The sequence below is a fragment of the Thalassoglobus sp. JC818 genome, assembly GCF_040717535.1.
Taxonomy (GTDB): Bacteria; Planctomycetota; Planctomycetia; order Planctomycetales; family Planctomycetaceae; genus Thalassoglobus.
The window spans coordinates 578722-598313 of record NZ_JBFEFI010000002.1; the positions used below are offsets into that span (position 1 = coordinate 578722).

At 51.9% G+C, this 19592-nt stretch carries 16 protein-coding genes; 14 read left to right on the plus strand and 2 right to left on the minus strand.

Translation table 11 applies throughout. The annotated features are described in order from the left end of the window. Window positions 1-8: 8 nt before the first annotated feature. The 6 genes from cpaB (at window position 9) to AB1L42_RS06735 (ending at window position 6335) form a co-directional block, all read left to right on the plus strand. Window positions 9-944 (plus strand): Flp pilus assembly protein CpaB, encoded by a 936-nt coding sequence (cpaB, locus tag AB1L42_RS06710; protein ID WP_367052720.1) that lies wholly within the window; start codon window positions 9-11, stop codon window positions 942-944. A 56-nt stretch (window positions 945-1000) separates the two neighbouring features. Beyond that, window positions 1001-2251: a hypothetical protein gene (locus tag AB1L42_RS06715; RefSeq protein WP_367052723.1), complete on the plus strand. Its 1251-nt coding sequence runs from the start codon at window positions 1001-1003 to the stop codon at window positions 2249-2251. Between the two features lie 26 nt (window positions 2252-2277). Further along, window positions 2278-3615, plus strand: coding sequence for a CpaF family protein (locus tag AB1L42_RS06720; protein ID WP_367052727.1), 1338 nt, complete (start codon window positions 2278-2280; stop codon window positions 3613-3615). Between the two features lie 58 nt (window positions 3616-3673). Beyond that, window positions 3674-4522, plus strand: a complete 849-nt coding sequence (locus tag AB1L42_RS06725) for a type II secretion system F family protein (RefSeq protein ID WP_367052730.1) — start codon at window positions 3674-3676, stop codon at window positions 4520-4522. A 31-nt stretch (window positions 4523-4553) separates the two neighbouring features. Then, entirely contained in the window at window positions 4554-5564 is a 1011-nt protein-coding gene (locus AB1L42_RS06730; protein ID WP_367052734.1) for a type II secretion system F family protein, read from the plus strand. A 231-nt stretch (window positions 5565-5795) separates the two neighbouring features. Next, the gene (locus AB1L42_RS06735) at window positions 5796-6335 is read left to right on the plus strand and encodes a superoxide dismutase family protein (RefSeq protein WP_367052738.1); all 540 of its coding nucleotides are present in this window, start codon (window positions 5796-5798) and stop codon (window positions 6333-6335) included. A 141-nt stretch (window positions 6336-6476) separates the two neighbouring features. Here the strand turns inward: AB1L42_RS06735 and AB1L42_RS06740 are convergent, their stop codons facing one another. Beyond that, window positions 6477-7976, minus strand: coding sequence for a hypothetical protein (locus tag AB1L42_RS06740; protein ID WP_367052742.1), 1500 nt, complete (start codon window positions 7974-7976; stop codon window positions 6477-6479). Window positions 7977-8316: 340 nt separating this feature from the next. On the opposite strand from AB1L42_RS06740, the gene AB1L42_RS06745 reads away from it, so the two are divergent. From AB1L42_RS06745 to dinB, 7 genes are all read left to right on the plus strand, one after another. Next, a complete protein-coding gene (locus AB1L42_RS06745) occupies window positions 8317-8799 on the plus strand; it encodes a hypothetical protein (protein WP_367052744.1) in 483 nt (160 codons plus the stop codon). 152 nt (window positions 8800-8951) lie between these two features. Further along, window positions 8952-11792: a tetratricopeptide repeat protein gene (locus AB1L42_RS06750; RefSeq protein ID WP_367052745.1), complete on the plus strand. Its 2841-nt coding sequence runs from the start codon at window positions 8952-8954 to the stop codon at window positions 11790-11792. A gap of 152 nt (window positions 11793-11944) precedes the next feature. Further along, window positions 11945-13876, plus strand: coding sequence for a CRTAC1 family protein (locus AB1L42_RS06755; protein WP_367052747.1), 1932 nt, complete (start codon window positions 11945-11947; stop codon window positions 13874-13876). After that, complete coding sequence (msrB, locus tag AB1L42_RS06760) at window positions 13873-14289, plus strand: peptide-methionine (R)-S-oxide reductase MsrB (RefSeq protein WP_367052748.1); 417 nt, start codon at window positions 13873-13875, stop codon at window positions 14287-14289. The genes AB1L42_RS06755 and msrB overlap by 4 nt, the downstream gene beginning before the upstream one ends. A gap of 185 nt (window positions 14290-14474) precedes the next feature. Continuing rightward, complete coding sequence (locus tag AB1L42_RS06765) at window positions 14475-14858, plus strand: IS5 family transposase (RefSeq protein ID WP_367052749.1); 384 nt, start codon at window positions 14475-14477, stop codon at window positions 14856-14858. Continuing rightward, window positions 14855-15271 (plus strand): IS5 family transposase, encoded by a 417-nt coding sequence (locus AB1L42_RS06770; protein ID WP_367053176.1) that lies wholly within the window; start codon window positions 14855-14857, stop codon window positions 15269-15271. The genes AB1L42_RS06765 and AB1L42_RS06770 overlap by 4 nt, the downstream gene beginning before the upstream one ends. Window positions 15272-15373: 102 nt before the next feature. Continuing rightward, complete coding sequence (gene dinB, locus AB1L42_RS06775; RefSeq protein ID WP_367052750.1) at window positions 15374-16570, plus strand: DNA polymerase IV; 1197 nt, start codon at window positions 15374-15376, stop codon at window positions 16568-16570. Window positions 16571-16614: 44 nt separating this feature from the next. Here the strand turns inward: dinB and AB1L42_RS06780 are convergent, their stop codons facing one another. Beyond that, entirely contained in the window at window positions 16615-16836 is a 222-nt protein-coding gene (locus AB1L42_RS06780) for an RNA-binding S4 domain-containing protein (protein ID WP_367052751.1), read from the minus strand. A gap of 261 nt (window positions 16837-17097) precedes the next feature. Here AB1L42_RS06780 and AB1L42_RS06785 point away from each other — a divergent pair, with 261 nt between their 5' ends. Continuing rightward, window positions 17098-19581, plus strand: coding sequence for a right-handed parallel beta-helix repeat-containing protein (locus tag AB1L42_RS06785; RefSeq protein ID WP_367052752.1), 2484 nt, complete (start codon window positions 17098-17100; stop codon window positions 19579-19581). Window positions 19582-19592 lie beyond the last annotated feature (11 nt).

Here is a 19592-nt window from a genome sequence, read left to right on the forward strand (position 1 = left end):
AGAGAATCGTGAAACGTATTTCACCAGCATTTTTGACGATGGCAATGCTAGGAGTCGTTGGTCTTCTGGTGAGCATGTACTTCGCCAAACATATGTTTGCGAAGGAAGAGTTCGTCATTGAAGATCCAATCATCGAGATCCCGATGGCGTTGACCGAACTGGCTCCTGGAACGTTGATCACAGAGTTGCATCTAGGGATCGGTCGGGCGCGAGAGTCGTCTTTGACGCCGGAAACGGTGATCAAAGATCGCGTTCTTTTGGGCCGCATTGTGAAGGAAACAATCCCCGCAGCTGAGCCGATTCGGACGAACGCACTCTATCCTCCAAACGAAGGTCCGCCTCTCGACATTGCACAAGGCATGCGAGCGGTCACTGTTCGTGTTGACGGAGCAGATTTGGGAACTGTTCGCCTGCTGCAACCGGGCGAATACGTTGACGTTCTCTTTACTCCTGAGGACCTGCCTGAGCTGGAAGCGACCGGTGGATTGATCATGACACTTTTTCGTGGTGTGAAAGTTCTCGCTTTGAACGGTCTGCAGCGAGGAGGCAACCGGGCTTCGAGCCAAGGGAGCGATGTCACCCTCGAACTGACTCCTTCACAAGCCAATGTCGTCTTGCTGGCACAGGACAAAGGGGCTTTGAATTTAACTTTTAATCCAGACGGAAAAGGTGACGGTTTCATTGCTGTCAGTGATGAGAACCGTGCGACGTTGAATCAAATTTTGGGACTTCAGGAACCTGAACCACCAGAAGAAGCTGACAAGGAAACCGCATTCGTGACTGAGTCGTTTTCCGGGTCGAATCGACGGATGTCGTCGTTCGTCGGAGGTCGTCGAAGTGATCAGTATGTCATTGAGCAGTACGACTACAACGACGTCAGCAGCCAGGGTGCGGGTGGTCCGGCGGCGGACCCGGCCAGCTCAATCAATTCCATTGAGAACTAAAGCAAAGTGATTCTCCCTGAAGAAATATCAGTCGATAGAGTCACCACAGATCAGAGATGCGAAAATTCCGAAATCAACACTTGTCATATTCTCGACGCGGAAGTCTGATTCCGGCCGTCGCTGTGGCAATTGTTGTGTTCGGTGGCGCGATGGCTCTGGTGCTCAATCGCTTCTGGATCTCGATCGGTCAGGAAGAACTCGAAACAGTTGTTCAATCGGCCGCTTTGTCTGCGGCGACTCAATTGGCGAGCGATGACCTGTTGCGAGACAGGTTCGATGATCGTTGGCACATTGAGCGATTGAACGTGATTCGTGAGAACGTCGAAGAGTTCGTTTCGGCAGACCGAGTCATGGGAAAGCAACCTGTGATCCCGCAGGTTTCAGGGATCGAATTCGGTCGTCTGGTTTCCAGCTCCTTGACGGGACAGGTCAACTTTCTGCAAACGAATGCTTTTCCGAACACTGTTCTTGTGACGGGAGTGTGCCGGGAATCCGACCGGAATTCGGTGTCGTTGTTGATGCCGTTTTTGACTGGTCGTTCGAAAGCGGACCTGCTCAAACGGGCGGAAGCATCGATCAGAAACGACATTGTCGGATTGCGTCCATTCGTCGATGTTGGAATCCCTATGTGGCCACTCGGATTGCTGAATGATGACGAAGTGGAGCAAGTCTTCTCTCTGGAGTCAGGGTCTGCGAGCAGTCGACTCGAGGATCAGTATTCATGGGATTCCGCGACCGGAAGCGTCTTAAATGAACCGGATGGGCTACCGGAAATCGTTGTGGAATTTCATTCTGATCCTGCACTGGCCACGGGATGCGTGATCGAACTTGGCAATCGACTCGAATCAGCGACGGTTCAAATTCAGATCGAGTTTGGAATCACAGCGAGTCAGCTTGAGAATTCGGGTGGATGGATCGACTTTCAGCAGTTTCCTGTTTCGAAGAATTGTGGTTGGACCATCGATCAAGGTGTGTTCGATCGACTGAAGTCGAAGATCGGTCAAGCTCGTATCGTCGGACTGTGTACAGCAACTGCGGAAGAAGCCGAGACATCACAGCAAGCTGAAGTCGTTGGAACAGCGGTGTTGAAGCGACTGGTCGGTGCACGGTTGATGTCGGTTCAGCAGACATCGACGTCAACAATTGCCGTCTTTCAAGAGGCTGTTGTCTGCACGCGAACTGCTGTGCCAGCCGGATCGGGCTCCCCGGCCTTTTCTGAGTTGTCTTTCACTGAGAACGCCGGGCTGCATCCATACATTTATCGCGTTGAACTGACACGGCACGTTGACGCCGGTTTGTCGTACTGAAATTTGAGTTGTCCTGGGAAACTTCCATGATTGCTGTCCACGAACAATTGAACAGTCCTGAAGTCAACAGGCGTGAAGTTGAATTTCAGGAACGGAAGCGAGCACTGCATCGGCAGGTTGTTGACGTAATCGACCTGTCCAAAGCGGGAGAACTCGGAGAGGCGGAGTTCCGTTCGCAACTGAGCGCGCTGGCGAGTTACCTCTGTCGTCGGAGTGAAGCTGGACTCTCCGAGGATGAACAAGCGGTCATGGTTCGTGAGATCCTCGATGAGATCTACGGGTTTGGTCCGCTTCAAGGTTTGATGGATGATCCAAGCGTCAGTGATGTGCTTGTGAACGGAGCGAACTCGGTATTTGTCGAACGGAATGGAGTTCTCAAAAAAACGTCCGTGGAGTTTGCGAACGACGAGCATCTGCTGTCTTTCATCCAACGATTGGTGGGGCAAGCGGGCCGCCGGATCGACGAAGTTTCGCCGATGGTTGATGCCAAGCTGGCCGATGGATCGCGTCTGCATGCTGTCATTCCGCCGCTTGCGCTTCGCGGTCCAACACTATCGATTCGCCGCTTCAAAAAGGACATCGTGAAGATCGAAGATATGGTCGACATGGGAACTCTAGCTCCCGAGATGGCCGACTTTTTAATTGCAGCAGTGAAGTCGCGTGCGAACATTCTTCTTTCCGGTGGAACGGGCGCAGGAAAGACCACCATGCTCAACAACCTGAGTCGGTTCATCCCGTCTACTGAGCGTGTGATCACGATCGAAGAGACTGCTGAGCTGCAATTGCAGCAAGATGATGTCGTTGGTCTGGAAACGCGGATGGCGAACATCGAAGGTCGCGGAATCGTGACGCCTCGAGAACTGTTGCGGAACTCGCTTCGTATGCGACCGGATCGCATCATCGTCGGTGAAGCACGTGGTGGTGAAGTCCTCGACATGCTGCAAGCGATGAACACCGGGCACGACGGGTCGATGAGTACCATTCACGCCAATGATACAAACGACGCACTGGCCAGGCTGGAGTTGATGATTGCATTGTCGGGTGTCGAACTCCCGAACTCGGTCAGTCGGCAATACATCGCTTCTGCGATTCAATTGTTTGTTCATATTACTCGACTCAGTTCCGGTGAGAGAAAAGTTGTGCAGGTGTCTGAGCTCGTCGGTGTCAAAGACGGCGAGTTCCTACTCGAGGACATCTTTGTTTACCGCTCGACCGGGAAAACGGAGAACGGCAAAGCGAGCGGAGAGTTCTTCGCGACGGGATACCGGCCGAAGCTTGTGGGGAAGATGAATGCTGCTGGCGTCGAAACGGAACGTGCGTGGTTCACAGCACGACAACTGAAAATGCCTCAAACGGCGGATTGAACCGGCGATCGAACAACTGAGAAGTTGGCCTCAAAGAGCACGACTGAGAGATCATGTAATGGCGACGACAGCACTAACATCGACGAGCGATTTTTCCGCGATTCTGAAATCTCATGATGAGTTCGGTGTCGAAGATGATCCGTCGTTGAGCAATGGAATGAATCGTCACTTTGACGATCTGGTGATTCAATCCGGAATCGGAATTTCTCCGCCGATGGTGCTCGCGCTGGTGTTCTGTTCGGCGGTGACACTCTCTGGGATCGTCTTTGTTATTCACGAAAATCTTCTGACAACTGCTGTGGCTGCTGTCGTTGGAACTGTTCTGTCGATGATGGTCTTGTTCTTTATGAGGTCACGGCGACAGAAAATCCTATCTGAACAGCTGCCTGAAATGATCGACGAACTCGCACGAGCTGCCAAAGCCGGCAGGAGCCTCGAGCAGGCGTTGATCTGGGTCTCGCAGCAGATTCCTGCTCCGCTGGGAAATGAGTTGAAACTGTGTACTCGCAAGCTTGAGTTAGGGTTGGATCTGCAAGCTGCATTCGAAGAACTGCCTCATCGCACAGGGCTCGTCGCGACGAGAATTCTGACGACGGTGTTGACAGTGCATCAGCAGACTGGGGGAGATCTCGTCAGCGTGCTCGACCGGTTGGCTCATTCTCTTCGCGATCGTGCTCAGTTTCTCGGACGACTAAAGGCGGCCACTTCCGCGAGTCGGGCGACGGCAATTCTCATGCTGATTTTGCCTCCGGCGATCGTTCTGTTTTTCCTGTTTCGGGACAGCGAATACCTGACCAATCTTTTCGCTTCTGAATGGGGACGGCGAATTACTATCGCGGCAATTGTGTTGGACCTGATCGGGGCTGCGTGGGTCTTCCGGATCTTAAAGACAAGTCAACGAGTTTAGCGCAGAGAAGAAAGCCAGACTGAGCGAAATCATGGAAAACTTCGATCAACAGATTTTCTTTCTCGTAAGTGTTGCGATCGTTTTCGTCGTGTACGGAGTTGTCAAACTCTTTCAATGGAGGCGAAGTCGGGCATCTGTCGCATCGCCTGAACTGGAAGCTTCAGATAAGAAGAATGAAAAGGTCGTGAGCGAGGATATCCCGGACTGGATGGAAACAGGGCCGCATGACGACAGCGACTTCGTTTTCGGATGGCTGACGCCACTGCTCTCCGCGATGATGCCGGTGCCTGCAGACAAGCGGGAAAGATTGACTCGATCACTGAGAAATGCTGGCTACTATTCTCCGCATGCGTGGCAGAACTTTAGTGCCGTCTGGTATCTGATTCTGCTGCTGCCGATCTTTGGATGTGGTGCCCTCTTGGTCATCGTTCCGGAACAGCTTGAGACGACCGTTCTTGTGGTTATGGTGATTGCAACAGCACTGGCGTGGGCGTTGCCGAGCCTTTGGATTCAAAACCGCGCGAGCGATCGATTGCGGCAGATTTCGACCGGCATGCCCGACATGCTCGACTTGTTGAACATGTGCGTTTCTCAAGGGATGACGGTGACCGGTTCGTTTCGTCGAGTCGGTCGAGACTTGAAATCAGTCTATCCAGCTTTGGCGAAAGAGATGGAAATTGTGACCGAACAAGCTCGGATCGGGATGTTGTCGCAAGCTCTGATGAACTTTGCTCATCGCGTCGATTTGCCGGAAGTGCTGTCGTTTACAAATCTTCTTACTCAAACAGAAAAGCTGGGAACAAGTGTGTCGCAAGCGCTCGCTGACTACTCTGAAGGAATGCGTCAAACTTTGCGGCAGCGAGCAGATGAAAAGGCCAACTCTGCTGCCTTCAAGCTGTTGTTTCCGACGGTGTTGTGTCTGATGCCTGCCGTCTATCTTTTCCTGCTGGGACCTTCCGTCGTTGAGTTAGGGCAGTTCTTTGAACAGGGCGCAACTGATTCGCTTCGAACCGAAATTCCGAGTCGGTTTATTGAGCCGTAATACGATTCTTGAATCATCAATTGTGGGCTGATGGATTTTCGATCACGTCCGGGATCAGCCGGTTTCACCAAATCGAAATGAATTTCGTCGACGTTGAATTGCTCGCTGTGATGTGAGAGAGTGGTACTTGTGGTGGGAGTTCAAGCTGTGGATGTGATTCGACAGCCCAACACCACCCGCTTTCTTTCCGAAGACAGTTGATCTTCTATTCAAATCAGGAGTGATTTTACGATGAAAATGCTGACATGCTTGGCTGCTCTCGTTGCAGTGCTCGGACACTCTGGTCTTGTCCAAGCCGATGAACACGAAATGGCGATGCCGACTGAAGCGGTCGTTGTCTTGAAGCAGACCAAAGGCAACAAAGTCCGTGGGCAGATTACGTTCAAAGAAGTGAATGGAGTGACTCAGGTTCGAGGACGTGTGAGCGGTCTGACTCCCGGAGATCACGGTTTCCACATTCATGAATACGGCGACCTGCGTTCGATGGACGGAACAGCTGCCGGTGGGCACTTCAATCCTGAAGGCAAAGAGCACGGTGGACTCCACGCGGAAGAGCGTCACGTCGGAGACCTCGGAAACATCACAGCTGACGATGATGGCGTAGCCAAAGTCAAAGTTGACGTGAAAGGCCTGAAGGTCCACTTCGTGCTGGGACGTTCAATTGTTGTTCACGCTGGCAAAGACGATCTGAAAAGTCAGCCTTCAGGTGATGCGGGACCTCGCGTTGCTGTTGGTGTGATCGGAGTAGCAGGCCCTAAGAAAGCGAAGTAGTCACCGCTCGTCGCTGACTGAGAGTCAAAGATTGAAGAGGCCGCACTCGAACGAACGAGTGCGGCCTCTTTCTTTTGGTTCTTCGTTCTCTCGTTGAACGTCTCCGTATACGCAATTGCATTCACGGAGCGTTGAAATGGATCACTCAGTGCCGCGTGACATTCGGCTGCGTTCGTCTCGAATCATTTGCCAGATGGCGATTCGATCTTTCGATCCGGCAGCGACAGCTGCAGCTTGATTGCGTCGAACTTCTTCGAGGTTGCTCGTCACGTTGACGCTGGGGTTTCTGACTCCCACTCCTCCCCAGATGCTCGCTTCAACCCAACCTGGATCGTACTGCGTATTGTAAACAATTGATCGCTGCTGAGTGTTCACTTCAACTTGCTGTCCTTGAAGAGAAGCTGCGATCGCTCGAAATGCGTTGGCGATTTTCTCACCGTATTCAACTGCGATGCTTGAGACACCTGTTCGATCGAGTGCGTCGATTCGGTCGGCGAATTTTTCATGCCACAGAATTGTTCGCTCGTAGTTATTGGCTCGGCGGTTGGCGACTTCGAGGTCATCAATCATCTTGTTGATGGCCTTCACGTAATCGGCAGTTGCTTTTGCGGGATCGGGTTGACGTTTGTTAGTAACAGGGCTGGTCAGTTCCGGTTCGGGCGGTGTGGGAACGGACTCGTGGCTGGTCTTCGGAGGAAGCGAGATCAACGAAACAATTTGCCGGAAGCTCGACTCAGAGAGATCGCACTTGAGAGTGGCGACCGGTCCATCTGCCGAGATTTCTGCTGAAGTCAGCTCGGAAATGGAAGCTCCGAGATCATCAAGAATTGCGAGCAGGATTGCTTTGACGCTGAAGACGGATTGGCCGACGTCGCTGTCGAATTCTATGTCGAGCTTCGCAGAGATTTTGTCGTCGACGTTCATGACAAGTTTTGCTCCATGAACCCCTGCGATGAGTGGGACGAGGGTGTCAGCGACGGAAGCAAATTTCTTGTAGCGGCTTTCTTCTTTTAGTTGTCGTCGGAACACGACGGGGTCCACCATCGCGGTGAGGTCGATCATCATCACGACGTGACCTTCGGTCGAGGCAGCAGTCTTGAGGTACTCAGAGGTCAAAGACTTCGCTCCTGAAGTGAGTGAGCGAAACCAGCGTGCAGCATCCTGTCGGTGTGCTGGCACGTAAACCGCAGCCAGATCGGAGGAGACAGTCGTGACATAAGCTCGGTCGTCGATTCGCACTGAGTCACGCCCGAGCAATGATTCGACGGTAGTGTTGTGAGCTTTCGCAATCGCTTCCATCGTGGTTCCCGAAGGCAGCGGGAAAGTTGAAGCGGACCAGACTTCTTCGAGAACCGTCAGGTGAAGCAACGAGCCGACAACCATATTGTCGATATGTGGAGGAATTGCGGCTGCCCCGCTGAGGAATCTTTCTTCAAGTTGTGCCTCCCATTCTTCTTCAATGGCTCGGTTGGTCTCCAGAATTTCTGACAAGCGAACGATCGTGATGGTGTTCGTCCCTGAGGGAAGCATCTCGACACGGTCGGCGATTGTCGTCTGGCAAGATGCCGGATTTGCGAATCCGAAACTCAGAATCACCGCGAAAGCGAGAGCGTAGAGTGGGTGCTGGGAAAGACAGGTCATTTTGGGGAATACCTCAACTGCGATTGAGAGTCTGCACAGGATTGTCACTTCAACACATGACCGGCGATGGGCATGAACTGACCGATGGATCATAGCAATCGGTGTCGTTTCAATCATTCTGTGACACGAATGGGTGCATAGCGACAGGACAATTGCTTGTGAGTTCGGATTCGTCTAAACGGGGACGAAGTGCCCAAAACAGCCATTGAAATGAAGAAAACTCTCGAAAACGAATCACTTTCCGTAACCCGGATTCCTCGTTTTGTTTGCAAAAATGTGACTGGAAAATTCTATATCGGCATGGAATAATTCGACCATCTTTGATGGAATGTCTCTCCATATGTTTCAGTATTTGCGAATTTGTGCTCTCTGCGCAGGAGTTCTTTTCTGGGGAACCCTGAGTCGCGACGCATGCGCAACGTGTGGAGATTGGCTGGCAGATTCCGGATCGCACCACATTCTGCACAACATGATTGATCCGGACGGGCTCGATCAATTTCAGAACGTCTCTGCGTGGAACGGGACAGCTTCTCGATTGATGGAAGCAAGACTTTCTCTCTTCCTCGATCAGTCTCTGGAGACGCAGCCTGAGGACTCACGAGGTTGCAACGGACCAAGTTGTCGTCAAGCTCCGTCCAAGCCGATTGCACCGATTCCGAATGTGATCGAAATTCACTCGTTTGAACCGTTTCTGGTGCAAATGCTGGCACTGACGCAGACCCATCCATCCACGGGATGGGGGCTCTTCTCCGGGAAGCTGCGTCGTTTAGCTGGGTATCGTTCTGATCTTGAACGTCCCCCACGAACTCTCTTACTGCCCTGACTTTTTGTCACGGTAACTCGTTGATGCACCAATGGATTGCAGGTATTGACCTGTGTCTGCGCATTGATGGAATTGCGACGATGCGCCCCCGCGGGCCCTGATCGATGCTGCGAGTTGCCATTTCTCGTGAGTAGTAAGAGAGATTTTCAGAAATGCCTGCAATTGTTCCAACTCCCGGAAAGAAGAAGCCGGTTCGCGCGGTCAGTGATCGTATGCGGAAGGTTCTTCACATCGTTTTCGCACTCCTTGCAATCCTTGCTACCAATGCTTTGTATCTGGCATCGATCACTGCTTTGGAGTGGTACACCGGGAAGACGTATCAGAATTATTTTTATCAGTACATGTTCCTTGGCCATCTCATTCTCGGCCTCATTTTTATTATCCCGTTTCTTGTGTTCGGCATTAATCACATGCTGGCATCCCGGAACCGTCGAAACCGTCGGGCTGTCAAAATTGGATATGCCCTGTTCATTGTCGCGATTGTGGTTCTGGTCACTGGGCTGCTGCTCACACGTGCTGGCGGCTTCGATCTCAAGAACCCGCTTGCCCGTCGAACGATTTACTGGCTGCATGTCATCCTGCCACTTGTGGCTGTCTGGATGTACTGGCTTCATCGGCTGGTTGGTCCTCGGATCAAGTGGAGAGTTGGTCTGGGGTACGCAACATTTGCCGCGAGCCTCGTCGGAATCATGATTTGGGCTCAGTTCCAGGATCCGCGTCAGTGGTTCGCAGTCGGTCCAGAATCTGGAGTGCAGTACTTTGAGCCTTCGCTGGCTCGAACTGCGACCGGTAATTTCATTCCCGCTCATGCTTTGATGAATGATGCGTACTGCAAAGAGTGTCACCAGGATGTTCACGCAGGCTGGGAAAAGAGCGTTCACCGCTTTAGTTCGTTTAACAATCCTCCGTATCTCACCAGTGTGATGGAGACTCGCCAAGTCAGTCTTGATCGGGACGGAAGTGTGCAAGCTTCTCGATGGTGTGCGGGATGTCATGATCCTGTGCCATTCTTTAGCGGTGCCTTCGATGATCCTGAGTTTGATGTCGTCGATCATCCCACAGCACATGCTGGGATTACGTGCACGGTCTGTCATGCAATTACTAACGTGAACAGCACGCGAGGGAACGCCGACTACACGATCGAAGAACCGCAGCACTATCCTTTCGCCTACAGCGACAATGCTGTTCTGAGTTGGGTGAATCAACAGCTTGTGAAGGCGAAACCGTCATTCCACAAGAAGACGTTCCTCAAGCCGTTTCACAAGACTGCGGAGTTTTGTTCGACCTGTCACAAGGTCCATTTGCCGTATGCTTTGAACAATTACAAAGAGTTCTTAAGAGGTCAGAATCATTACGACAATTACCTGCTCAGCGGAGTCTCAGGACATGCTGCCCGGAGCTTTTATTATCCGCCAAAGGCACAAGAGAATTGCAACGGTTGTCATATGCCGCTGGAAGAATCGAATGACTTTGGTGCGCAGTTCTTCGACGACTCTGGGATGTTAACAGTCCATGATCACTTGTTCCCTGCTGCAAATACCGGCATCGCCTGGTTGCTCGATCATCCGGATACGATCGAGGCACATCAGGAATTCTTGAATGGCACGATGAGAGTCGATCTCTTCGGAATTCGGGAAGACGCTCAGATTGATGGTCAACTGACAGCTCCATTGCGACCAGAAGTTCCAGAGCTGGAAGCTGGCAAGAAGTATCTTCTGGAAACGGTCATTCGGACATTGAAGTTGGGGCACTTGTTTACACAAGGCACGGTCGATTCGAATGAAGTCTGGCTGGATGTCACTGTGACTTCAGGCGGAAAAGTCATCGGACGCAGCGGAGCGATTGATCCGGAAGCGGGGAACGAAGTCGACCCTTGGAGCCACTTCGTCAACGTCTTCATGCTCGACAAAGACGGGAATCGAATTAACCGTCGAAATCCGCAGAACATCTTTACCCCACTTTACAATCATCAGATTCCCCCGGGAGCAGGTCAAACCGTTCATTACGAGATTCAACTCCCGGATGAACTCACCGCACCTGTTGAGGTGGAAGTCAAGCTTCAGTATCGAAAGTTTGATACCGAATACATGCAGATTGTCGACGAAGCGACTCGCAAAGTTGGAACTCCAATTCGCGGATCGGTAGAGGGACAGGACTACGTCAACGAATTGCCGATCACAACGCTCGCGACGGATCGGGTTGTCTTTCCTGTTTCAGGTGTCGACGTCGCAGTCGAAAACCCGTCGGATGATTTTCCTGTCTGGCAACGTTGGAATGACTACGGAATCGGTCTTTTGTTGAAAGGCAAGGCGGAACTTCGTCAAGCAGCGGAAGCATTTGAACAAGTCGAGAAGCTGGACCGCTGGGACGGTGCTCTCAATCTTGCTCGTGTCTACGAACAGGAAGGACGACTCGACGACGCTGTGGCTGCACTTCAACGTGCCAGTGCTTATGAAGATGAACCCGGCTATCCACGTTGGACGTGGGCATGGCTGAGCGGAGTGATCAACCGTCAACAGGGGTATCTGACCGAGGCGGTTCAGAATCTTCGCAGCGTGATTAACGAGCGAACGCCCGACATGGTCGAGCGAGGCTTTGATTTCAGTCTCGACTACGAAGTGATCAATCTTCTCGGACGAACCCTTCTGGATCAGGGTCGTCAGCGAGAGCGTCAGGGAAAGACGGATGAAGCCCGTCAGCTTTGGAAAGAATCGGTCCTGGAGTACCAGAAGACTCTGGACATCGATTCAGAAAATCTCGCTGCCCATTATGGTCTCTCTCAGGTCTATCTCGAGTTGGATGAACCAGAGAAAGCAGCCGAACACGCGGAGCTGCATGAACGCTTCAAACCCGATGACAATGCTGCTGGCCGAGCGGTCCGACTTGCTCGTGAAAAGTATCCAGCTGCCAATCATGCTGCAGAAGCAGTCGTCAAATACCTCCTGGAAAAAGACGATTCGGAGAAGCAGGAGAGTGACGCGGCAGAAGAGTAAACGGTTCGATGATAGGCATTGCCGTCGTGTCCCGGCGGCAATGCTTTCATCAACTTCTTCAACGCAAGCTCGCTTTCAGGAAATTTGACCGAACACAACATTGAGTGGACGAAAGTCTTTCGATACGTCTCTAAGCGGATGAGAAAATTGCGATGCAAGAGTCCGAAAAATATGAAGATGATTACGACCCGGATCAGGACGAGCAAAACGATGCCATTGTCGGACTTGCGCTGAAATGGTCGCTGGCGGTTTTGGTGCTGCTGGTGGGCGTCGGCGGAGGCATTTTCTGGTGGTTGAATCGCCCGGAAATTGTCGAGGTGGGCGAACCAACCGAGTTGGCGGATGTCCAAATACGTGAGTCTGAGGATGTTGAAATTCCGCAGATTCCGTTTGCAGACATCACTGACTCAGCTGCGATTGATTTCGTCCATGAGAATGGAGCTGCCGGTCAGAAACTTCTTCCGGAAACGATGGGAGGAGGGTGCGCGTTTTTTGACTTTGACAACGACGGAGATCAGGACTTGCTGCTCGTCAATTCACAAACCTGGGAAGAGTTCACGGGTGAAGCAGAATCGTCTGAATCGACGTTGGCCCTCTATCAAAATGACGGGAAGGGCAATTTCGAAAACGTCACGGCGGGTTCCGGATTGGATATCTCGCTATATGGAATGGGAGTGGCCTGTGGTGACTACGATGGCGATGGTCTTGTTGATATTTACGTGACTGCCATCGGGCCGAATCGACTCTTTCGAAACGAAGGAGATGGAAAGTTTTCAGATGTGACAGCCAGTGCAGGCGTTGCCGGTGGCAAGCAAGATTGGGGAACGAGCTGCGGCTGGTTCGACTACGATCATGATGGCGACCTCGACTTGTTTGTCTGCAATTATGTCACTTGGTCGAGTGAGTACGATCTTGCGCAGGATTTCAAACTGACAGGGGGAGACCGGGCCTACGGTCGCCCGCAGAACTTCGAAGGTGCTTTTCCGTATTTGTTCCGAAACGATCAGGACGGAAAATTCACTGATGTCACGGAATCGGCAGGCCTGAAAATCCGGAACTCAGCGACGAACGTACCCGTGGCGAAATCGCTTGGTGTGACGTTCGATGATTTTGATTCGGATGGCTGGCTCGACATCATCGTAGCCAACGACACCGTCCAGAATCTCCTGTTTCGGAACAATCAGGATGGAACATTTCGAGAGGTCGGCGCTATTTCCGGAGTGGCGTTTGACATGAACGGAATGGCTCGTGGAGCGATGGGAATTGACTCCGCACCGTTTCGAAATAACGACTCGATCGGAATCGCGATTGGCAATTTTTCAAACGAGATGACCGCTCTGTACGTCTCGTCGGGGCAGTCAATGCAATTTGTGGACGAGGCAATTGCCTCGGGTTTGGGACCGAGTACTCGGCTGAGTTTGACTTTTGGTGTTTTCTTTTTCGATGCTGATCTGGACGGCCGAGTCGACTTGTTCACAGCCAACGGACACCTCGAAGAAGATATCAATCGTGTGCAACCGAGCCAGTTTTATGAGCAATCACCGCAGTTGTTCTGGAACTGTGGACCTCAGTTTCAGACGGAGTTTCTGCTCTTGAACGACTCTTCTGTCGGGAAAGAATTCTCAACTCCGCTTGTTGGACGCGGTGCTGCGTATGCCGACATCGACGGAGACGGAGATCTGGACATTTTGATCATGTCCACAGGAGATAAGCCGCGACTGTTGCGTAATGATCAGGCGACCGGGAACCACTGGCTCCGATTTGAGCTCGAAGGAGACGCTGCAAATCTGCACGCGATCGGTGCTGAAATTCGAGTGGAATTCGGTGATGAGGTTCGATTTGGTAAGATCATGCCGACACGAAGTTACATCTCGCAAGTCGAACTTCCGGTCACAATTGGCCTGGGAAATGCTACAGAGGTGGATCGTGTTATTATTTACTGGCCCGACGGGACTGTTCAGGACATCGGGGCTGTCGATGTCGATCAGGTCCATCGAGTAAAAAAATCAAACCTTCAGACCGCTTCGGTCAACGGAAGTTCCGAAGATCGGGCTGAGGGAACGGAAAAGAGAGTGAGTCCATGAAGCAGCAGATTCAGCGAACTGAGGAGGAATGGCGGAAAATTCTGACGCCTGAGCAGTATTATGTGCTCCGGGCGAAAGGAACTGAGCGACCATTTCGAAATGAGTTTGACGATCACTTCGCTGAAGGATTGTACAGTTGTGCGGCGTGTGGTGAAGAACTGTTCAGTTCAGAGACCAAGTTCCAATCAGGCTGCGGTTGGCCCGCTTTTTATGCTGCAATGGCAGGTGAGAACGTCAACCTGTACGAAGACTACTCTCACGGAATGACTCGCACTGAAGTGACCTGCGCTGGATGTGGTTCGCACCTCGGTCACGTCTTCGATGACGCGCCGTCGACTCCCACCGGGCAGAGATATTGCATTAACTCTGTCTCTCTGAAATTCACTCCCGCTGAAGAAGGGTCAGCCTACTAGAGCAAGTTGCTCTTTCGGATGCACTCGCTTGTGCTGTTACATCAAGTAACAGGCTGTGTTTGCTCGTGCGAGAAAGTGCAAACCAAATTTGAAGAAGCTCTAGGCAGTATGGACATTCATTTTTGTAAGATGATAGTGTTTTAGGCGGTAATCCATTTTTTGAGTGATCTCAAGGAGGAGATTCGATGGCAAGGCGACACGAGTTGACAGACGATCAATGGGAGTCGATCCAGGATCTGTTGTCGGGGAAAGCGGGGGATCCAGGTCGAACCGCTTCCGACAATCGGATGTTCGTCAACGCCGTTTTGTTTGTTCTCAAAACAGGAATTCCCTGGGAGGATCTGCCAGAACGCTATGGCAAGTCAAATACTGTTTGGAAGCGTTTTGATCGCTGGTGCCAAAAGGGTGTTTGGGCCAATATTTTCCATGCTCTGAATGAGGAATACCTCAATGAAGAACTCAAGGAAATTCACATCGATTCCTCAATCGTGAAAGCCCACCCAACAGCCTCGACAAGTCGTCGAGAGCTAGGCGAAAAAAAGAGGACGCTCACCAGCGACGGTGCCTGAGACGCGGTCGAGGTGGATTAAGTACGAAGATTCATGCGGTCACCGATGCTGCCGGGAAGTTGTTGCGGTTTGTTCTAACAGGTGGTCAATGCGGTGATGCTCCTCAAGCGGAAGTCCTGCTGGATGAGTTTGAATCTGGTCAGGTCGAGACAGTCATCGCCGATGCCGCCTATGACTCCGATGCGATTCGAACTCAAGGCAAACGTCTGAAATCGAAGGTCTGCATCAAGCCCAACCCAACTCGCAAAGCGAAGAAGCGTTATGACAAAGAAGTTTACAAACACCGCAACCAGATTGAGCGTTTCTTTGGCAGGATCAAACGTTGTCGAAGAGTCGCGACACGCTACGAAAAGAAAGCGACCAACTTCGCGGGCTTCATCTGGCTCGCCGCCCTCACCACAGACCTGATTTGAATGTCCGTACTACCTAGAGAGCGCGAGATTGTTTCGGGGGCGTTAATCTGCCAGCATGGTAATTGGTCACCCAAGCATTTCTCAGTTCGATAAGTCTTGAGAATGATTCTACATGTCGACATGGACGCGTTTTACGCGTCAGTGGAGGAGCGCGAGAATCCAACTCTCAAGAACCGACCGCTCATTGTTGGTGGTACTCGGACGGGGAGAGGTGTGGTGGCAGCTGCGAATTATGCTGCCCGCGAATTTGGAATTCACAGCGCGATGCCAGCCCGTCGCGCATTTCAATTGTGTCCCTCTTTGATCTCGATCCGTCCGAGAATGGAGATTTACTCAGCGGTCTCGCGAGAGATTCAACAGATCATGTTCCGGTTTACTCCGGAAATCGAACCGCTGTCTCTCGATGAAGCATTTCTGGATGTGAGCGGATGCACGCATCTCTTCGGGCCGCCAATCGAAATCGCACATAAGCTGAAAGAGGCGATTCTCTCGGAGACCGGATTAGTAGCTTCCGTGGGAGTGGCGCCGAACAAATTCCTTGCAAAGATTGCAAGCGATTTCGACAAACCGGATGGGCTTGTCTTTGTAGATTCTTCAAGGATTCAGGAGTTTCTCGACCCACTTCCGGTCGGAAGAATCTGGGGAGTGGGGCAATCGACTCAAAGCGTCCTCAGTCAAAATGGAGTTCACACGATCGGTGACCTCCGGCAGTTGTCGCGTCAGCAACTCACCTCGATTTTCGGCACGTACGGAGATCGTTTTTATCAACTGGCAAGGGGGATCGATGAGCGGCGCGTGATTCCCGATCGGCAAGCAAAGTCGATTTCTCACGAGCGAACGTTCGTCGAAGATTTGAGTGACTTTGAACTCATTGAATGTTGGGCACTCGAATTGACCGATCAGGTTTCGCGGAGGCTTCGACGCAATAAGTTGCGAGGCAAAACCGTCAGTCTCAAGATTCGATTCTCTGACTTTCGGACCGTCACAAGAAGTCACACTGTCGAACGGGCAACCGATTGCACGCAGACTATCTGGGAAATTGCTCACGATTTGCTTCGACAAGCGACGAAGGGGCAACCTCGCCCAGTCCGATTGATCGGCGTCGGAGTCGGGCATCTTGCTCGACCTGAGAAAGTGCAGAGAACTCTCTTCGAGGATGAGTCGACAGATGTTCGAAGCGAACTTCTCGACGACGTTCGCGATCGAATTCAAGATCGTTTTGGAATTCAATCTCTCGGACGAGCCAGCGGGCTGCTGCACAACATCAAAGATCGACGAAGCCAACCCGGCGGAGAATGATCGACTGGCGTATCTGCCGGTCATTCGTTCGAGTGGCATTATTTCTAATCGTCTGTGCTTTCGATGATGTATTCCTCTTCCTCAATCACCACGCTGTCGCCAGCGACAAGCTTTCTGCGTCGCCGCTTCTCGACAGCTCCGTTGACGCGTACTTCTCCGCTTTGAATGAGTTGCTTGGCTTGTCCTCCGGTGTCGACTGCACCGCAAAGTTTGAGAAAGTGATCGAGCCGGATGTAGTCTGGGGGGATCGAGGAATCGTCGGACACGGGACGCTCTTTAGTAGTGCGAAATATGGTTGCAGGAGGTGGAAAATCACAGCGAGTCCCGGTCGACTTTTTGTCGCTTTGAATTTCCGGGGACTCGCAACGACTGCTTATATCCTAACCTCGCAGACGAATCCATCTTGAACACTTTGTGGTGGGTTGCTTCTCGATAGCTGGATCGGTCAGGATGACCCACTTTGGCGGTAGAGTCGTTCGAGGCTCTCACGATGAGTCATCAATGAAGTTTTAGCGATCGGAAACACGATGAGATTCGTTCACTGGGGAACTTTCACGCTGTGCATGGTCCTGTTGGGAAGTGCTTTCGTTCGCTCAAGCGAAGCTCAGAACGCTTCTGCTGAATTGATCGTGGAGCGAGCTGACCCCGGGACTTTTTTCGATGCACTGGAGAGGGTTTCACAGCTCCGGAAAAGTGGAACAAAGTCGCCAGTCGTGCTCGAGATGCAAGCTGGTGTTTATCGTCTGAGCGAAACTCTGGTGATCAACTCAGAACTTGTCGGGGACGGACTAACATTCCGCGGTCCGAAAGACGACTCCGCGACACTAACCGGGGCGATTGAGCTTCGATCGAAAACAGAGTTGGGAAGCGGACGCTGGAAATTCGAAGTTCCAGACAGTGCAGGCAACGTCGATCGACTCCGAGCAGTGCTAGTCGACGGGGAACTTCGGCCGCCAGCGAGATTTCCCAGAACTGGAAGTCTTCGCATCGCACAGTCGCTTCCCGATCGACGAAGTGGTTTCACTGTGAACGAAGGCGATCTTCCGGATGGTATTGATGAAGACATTGAAGGTTGTACTTTGATTCTGCTTCATGATTGGTCCTCGAGTCAGCTTCCCATCGCCTCTTATGATCCCTCAACGCGCACATTGAAGTCGGTTGGTCCGATCGGTTGCTCCGCTGCCCATTATGCGATTGATCATTTTGAAAAGCAGCCTCGATACTGGATTGAAGGGCACCCCAAATTTGCAGATCAACCTGGTGACTGGGCTTTCGATGCTGCCTCGAATTCCATTGTTTACATCGCAGATGAAAACACGCCGCTTCCGAATATCGAAGTGCCCAACCTTGAACAACTCGTCGTCGTGCAAGGGGAAGAGGACCATCCGGTTCGTAGTCTTGTCTTCGAAGGGATTCACTTCACAGGGACGAAGTTCCCGATGCCGGCTGGAGGTCTTGCAGGTGCGCAAGCGACGATGCATGAGCCTCGCGATGAACAGGGGGAGCGAACCACGGGGAATCGACCGATGCTTTCAGCCGCAGTCGAAATTTCTCTGGCGAATGACTGCAAATTCATTGATTGTGATTTTGCTGAGCTGGGAAATACCGGATTATGGCTCGGATCGAGAACTCGCAATTGTCGTGTCACACGATGTCGGTTCGATTCGATCGGTGGGAATGGTCTGAATCTGGGAGAAGACCGGACACGCACCGTGGAAGGTCAATCGTGGATCAACTCGGCACCCGAGCAAGTCCCGACTCGGAATCGGGTCGATCATTGTGAGATCAGTCACTGTGGCAATGTTCTTCCCGGAGCCGTGGCGATTTGGGCATCATTTCAACGGGAATTGCTCATCGAAGAAAACAACATCCATGACTGCCCTTACACGGGGATCTCGCTGGGTTGGATGTGGAATGAATCTGAAACTCCCGCCGCAGCGAATGTGATTCGGAACAATCGGATTGCTTTTGTGATGCAAACGCTCAGCGACGGAGGAGGAATTTATACTCTCGGGCGGCAACCGGGCAGCTTGTTGGAGGGGAATAACATTCACGATGTTCCTCTGAATGCGGGTCGTGCGGAGTCGAATGGGATGTTTCTCGATGAAGGCACGACCGGGTTCACGATCCAAGGCAACACGATTCGAAGAATTGACCGCTCGCCGATTCGATTTCACAAAGCGGGAAAGAATACAGTTGTCAACAATCAGTGGGAACTCGCCACTCTCGAGACTCCGCCAGTCCGATTTAATAATACTCCGGAATCTAACATTACTATTGAATCGAATGAGGTTCTTGAACCACAGGTTCAGATTTATCTCATCGGCAACTCTTTAACCTGGGATACTGTCCCGTCGAGACTGGCGGAATCGGTCGACTGGCACGTCGATTGTGGAAAGAGTCTTCCATACATCTTTGATCATTCCGAAGCACCGTGCGTCGGTTCTTCCCGTATCTGGCCGACGGCACTGACTTCCAAGCGTTACGACGTCATTTCCGTTCAGCCACACTATGGTTCCAGCCTCGAGGAGGATGTCGATGCGATTTCCAAATGGATTGAACTCCAGCCACAAGCAGTCTGGATCTTGCATACAGGATGGGCTCGAAGTGCGACTCTCGTAGAAGAATATGAAAGCGGGAGTGAGTCACCGCAGATGACTCACTCGCCACTCTACCTGGATCAACTGCGAGATCGTTTGAAGGAGAAGTTTCCCGAAGTGGAATTTCGGTCGACACACTGCATGCGGTTGCTCTACGAACTCAATCAGAATATTCAACAGGGGGGCTCGAATTTCGAGTCGATTGAAGATGTCTATCGAGATGCCATTCACATGACGACCGGTGCTGGAAGATATCTCATGCACAACGCAATGCGAGAGACGATCGGTCAGGAACGAAGTGATCGCGGATTCGAAGAGATTGATCCAGAAACTAAGAAGGAGCTCGATGCACTTCTGGATGAAAGAGCCAGTTGGCCTGCGGCGGGGCCAGTTGTGTCTGACCAAAAATAACTCAGCAGGAT

Bases quoted from the DNA above. Each gene is read 5' to 3' on its own strand.
- AB1L42_RS06715 (WP_367052723.1), top strand. From the start codon at position 1,001: ATGCGAAAATTCCGAAATCAACACTTGTCATATTCTCGACGCGGAAGT.
- AB1L42_RS06720 (WP_367052727.1), top strand. From the start codon at position 2,278: ATGATTGCTGTCCACGAACAATTGAACAGTCCTGAAGTCAACAGGCGT.
- AB1L42_RS06725 (WP_367052730.1), top strand. From the start codon at position 3,674: ATGGCGACGACAGCACTAACATCGACGAGCGATTTTTCCGCGATTCTG.
- AB1L42_RS06730 (WP_367052734.1), top strand. From the start codon at position 4,554: ATGGAAAACTTCGATCAACAGATTTTCTTTCTCGTAAGTGTTGCGATC.
- AB1L42_RS06735 (WP_367052738.1), top strand. From the start codon at position 5,796: ATGAAAATGCTGACATGCTTGGCTGCTCTCGTTGCAGTGCTCGGACAC.
- AB1L42_RS06740 (WP_367052742.1), bottom strand. From the start codon at position 7,976: ATGACCTGTCTTTCCCAGCACCCACTCTACGCTCTCGCTTTCGCGGTG.
- AB1L42_RS06745 (WP_367052744.1), top strand. From the start codon at position 8,317: ATGTTTCAGTATTTGCGAATTTGTGCTCTCTGCGCAGGAGTTCTTTTC.
- AB1L42_RS06750 (WP_367052745.1), top strand. From the start codon at position 8,952: ATGCCTGCAATTGTTCCAACTCCCGGAAAGAAGAAGCCGGTTCGCGCG.
- AB1L42_RS06755 (WP_367052747.1), top strand. From the start codon at position 11,945: ATGCAAGAGTCCGAAAAATATGAAGATGATTACGACCCGGATCAGGAC.
- msrB (WP_367052748.1), top strand. From the start codon at position 13,873: ATGAAGCAGCAGATTCAGCGAACTGAGGAGGAATGGCGGAAAATTCTG.
- AB1L42_RS06765 (WP_367052749.1), top strand. From the start codon at position 14,475: ATGGCAAGGCGACACGAGTTGACAGACGATCAATGGGAGTCGATCCAG.
- dinB (WP_367052750.1), top strand. From the start codon at position 15,374: ATGATTCTACATGTCGACATGGACGCGTTTTACGCGTCAGTGGAGGAG.
- AB1L42_RS06785 (WP_367052752.1), top strand. From the start codon at position 17,098: ATGAGATTCGTTCACTGGGGAACTTTCACGCTGTGCATGGTCCTGTTG.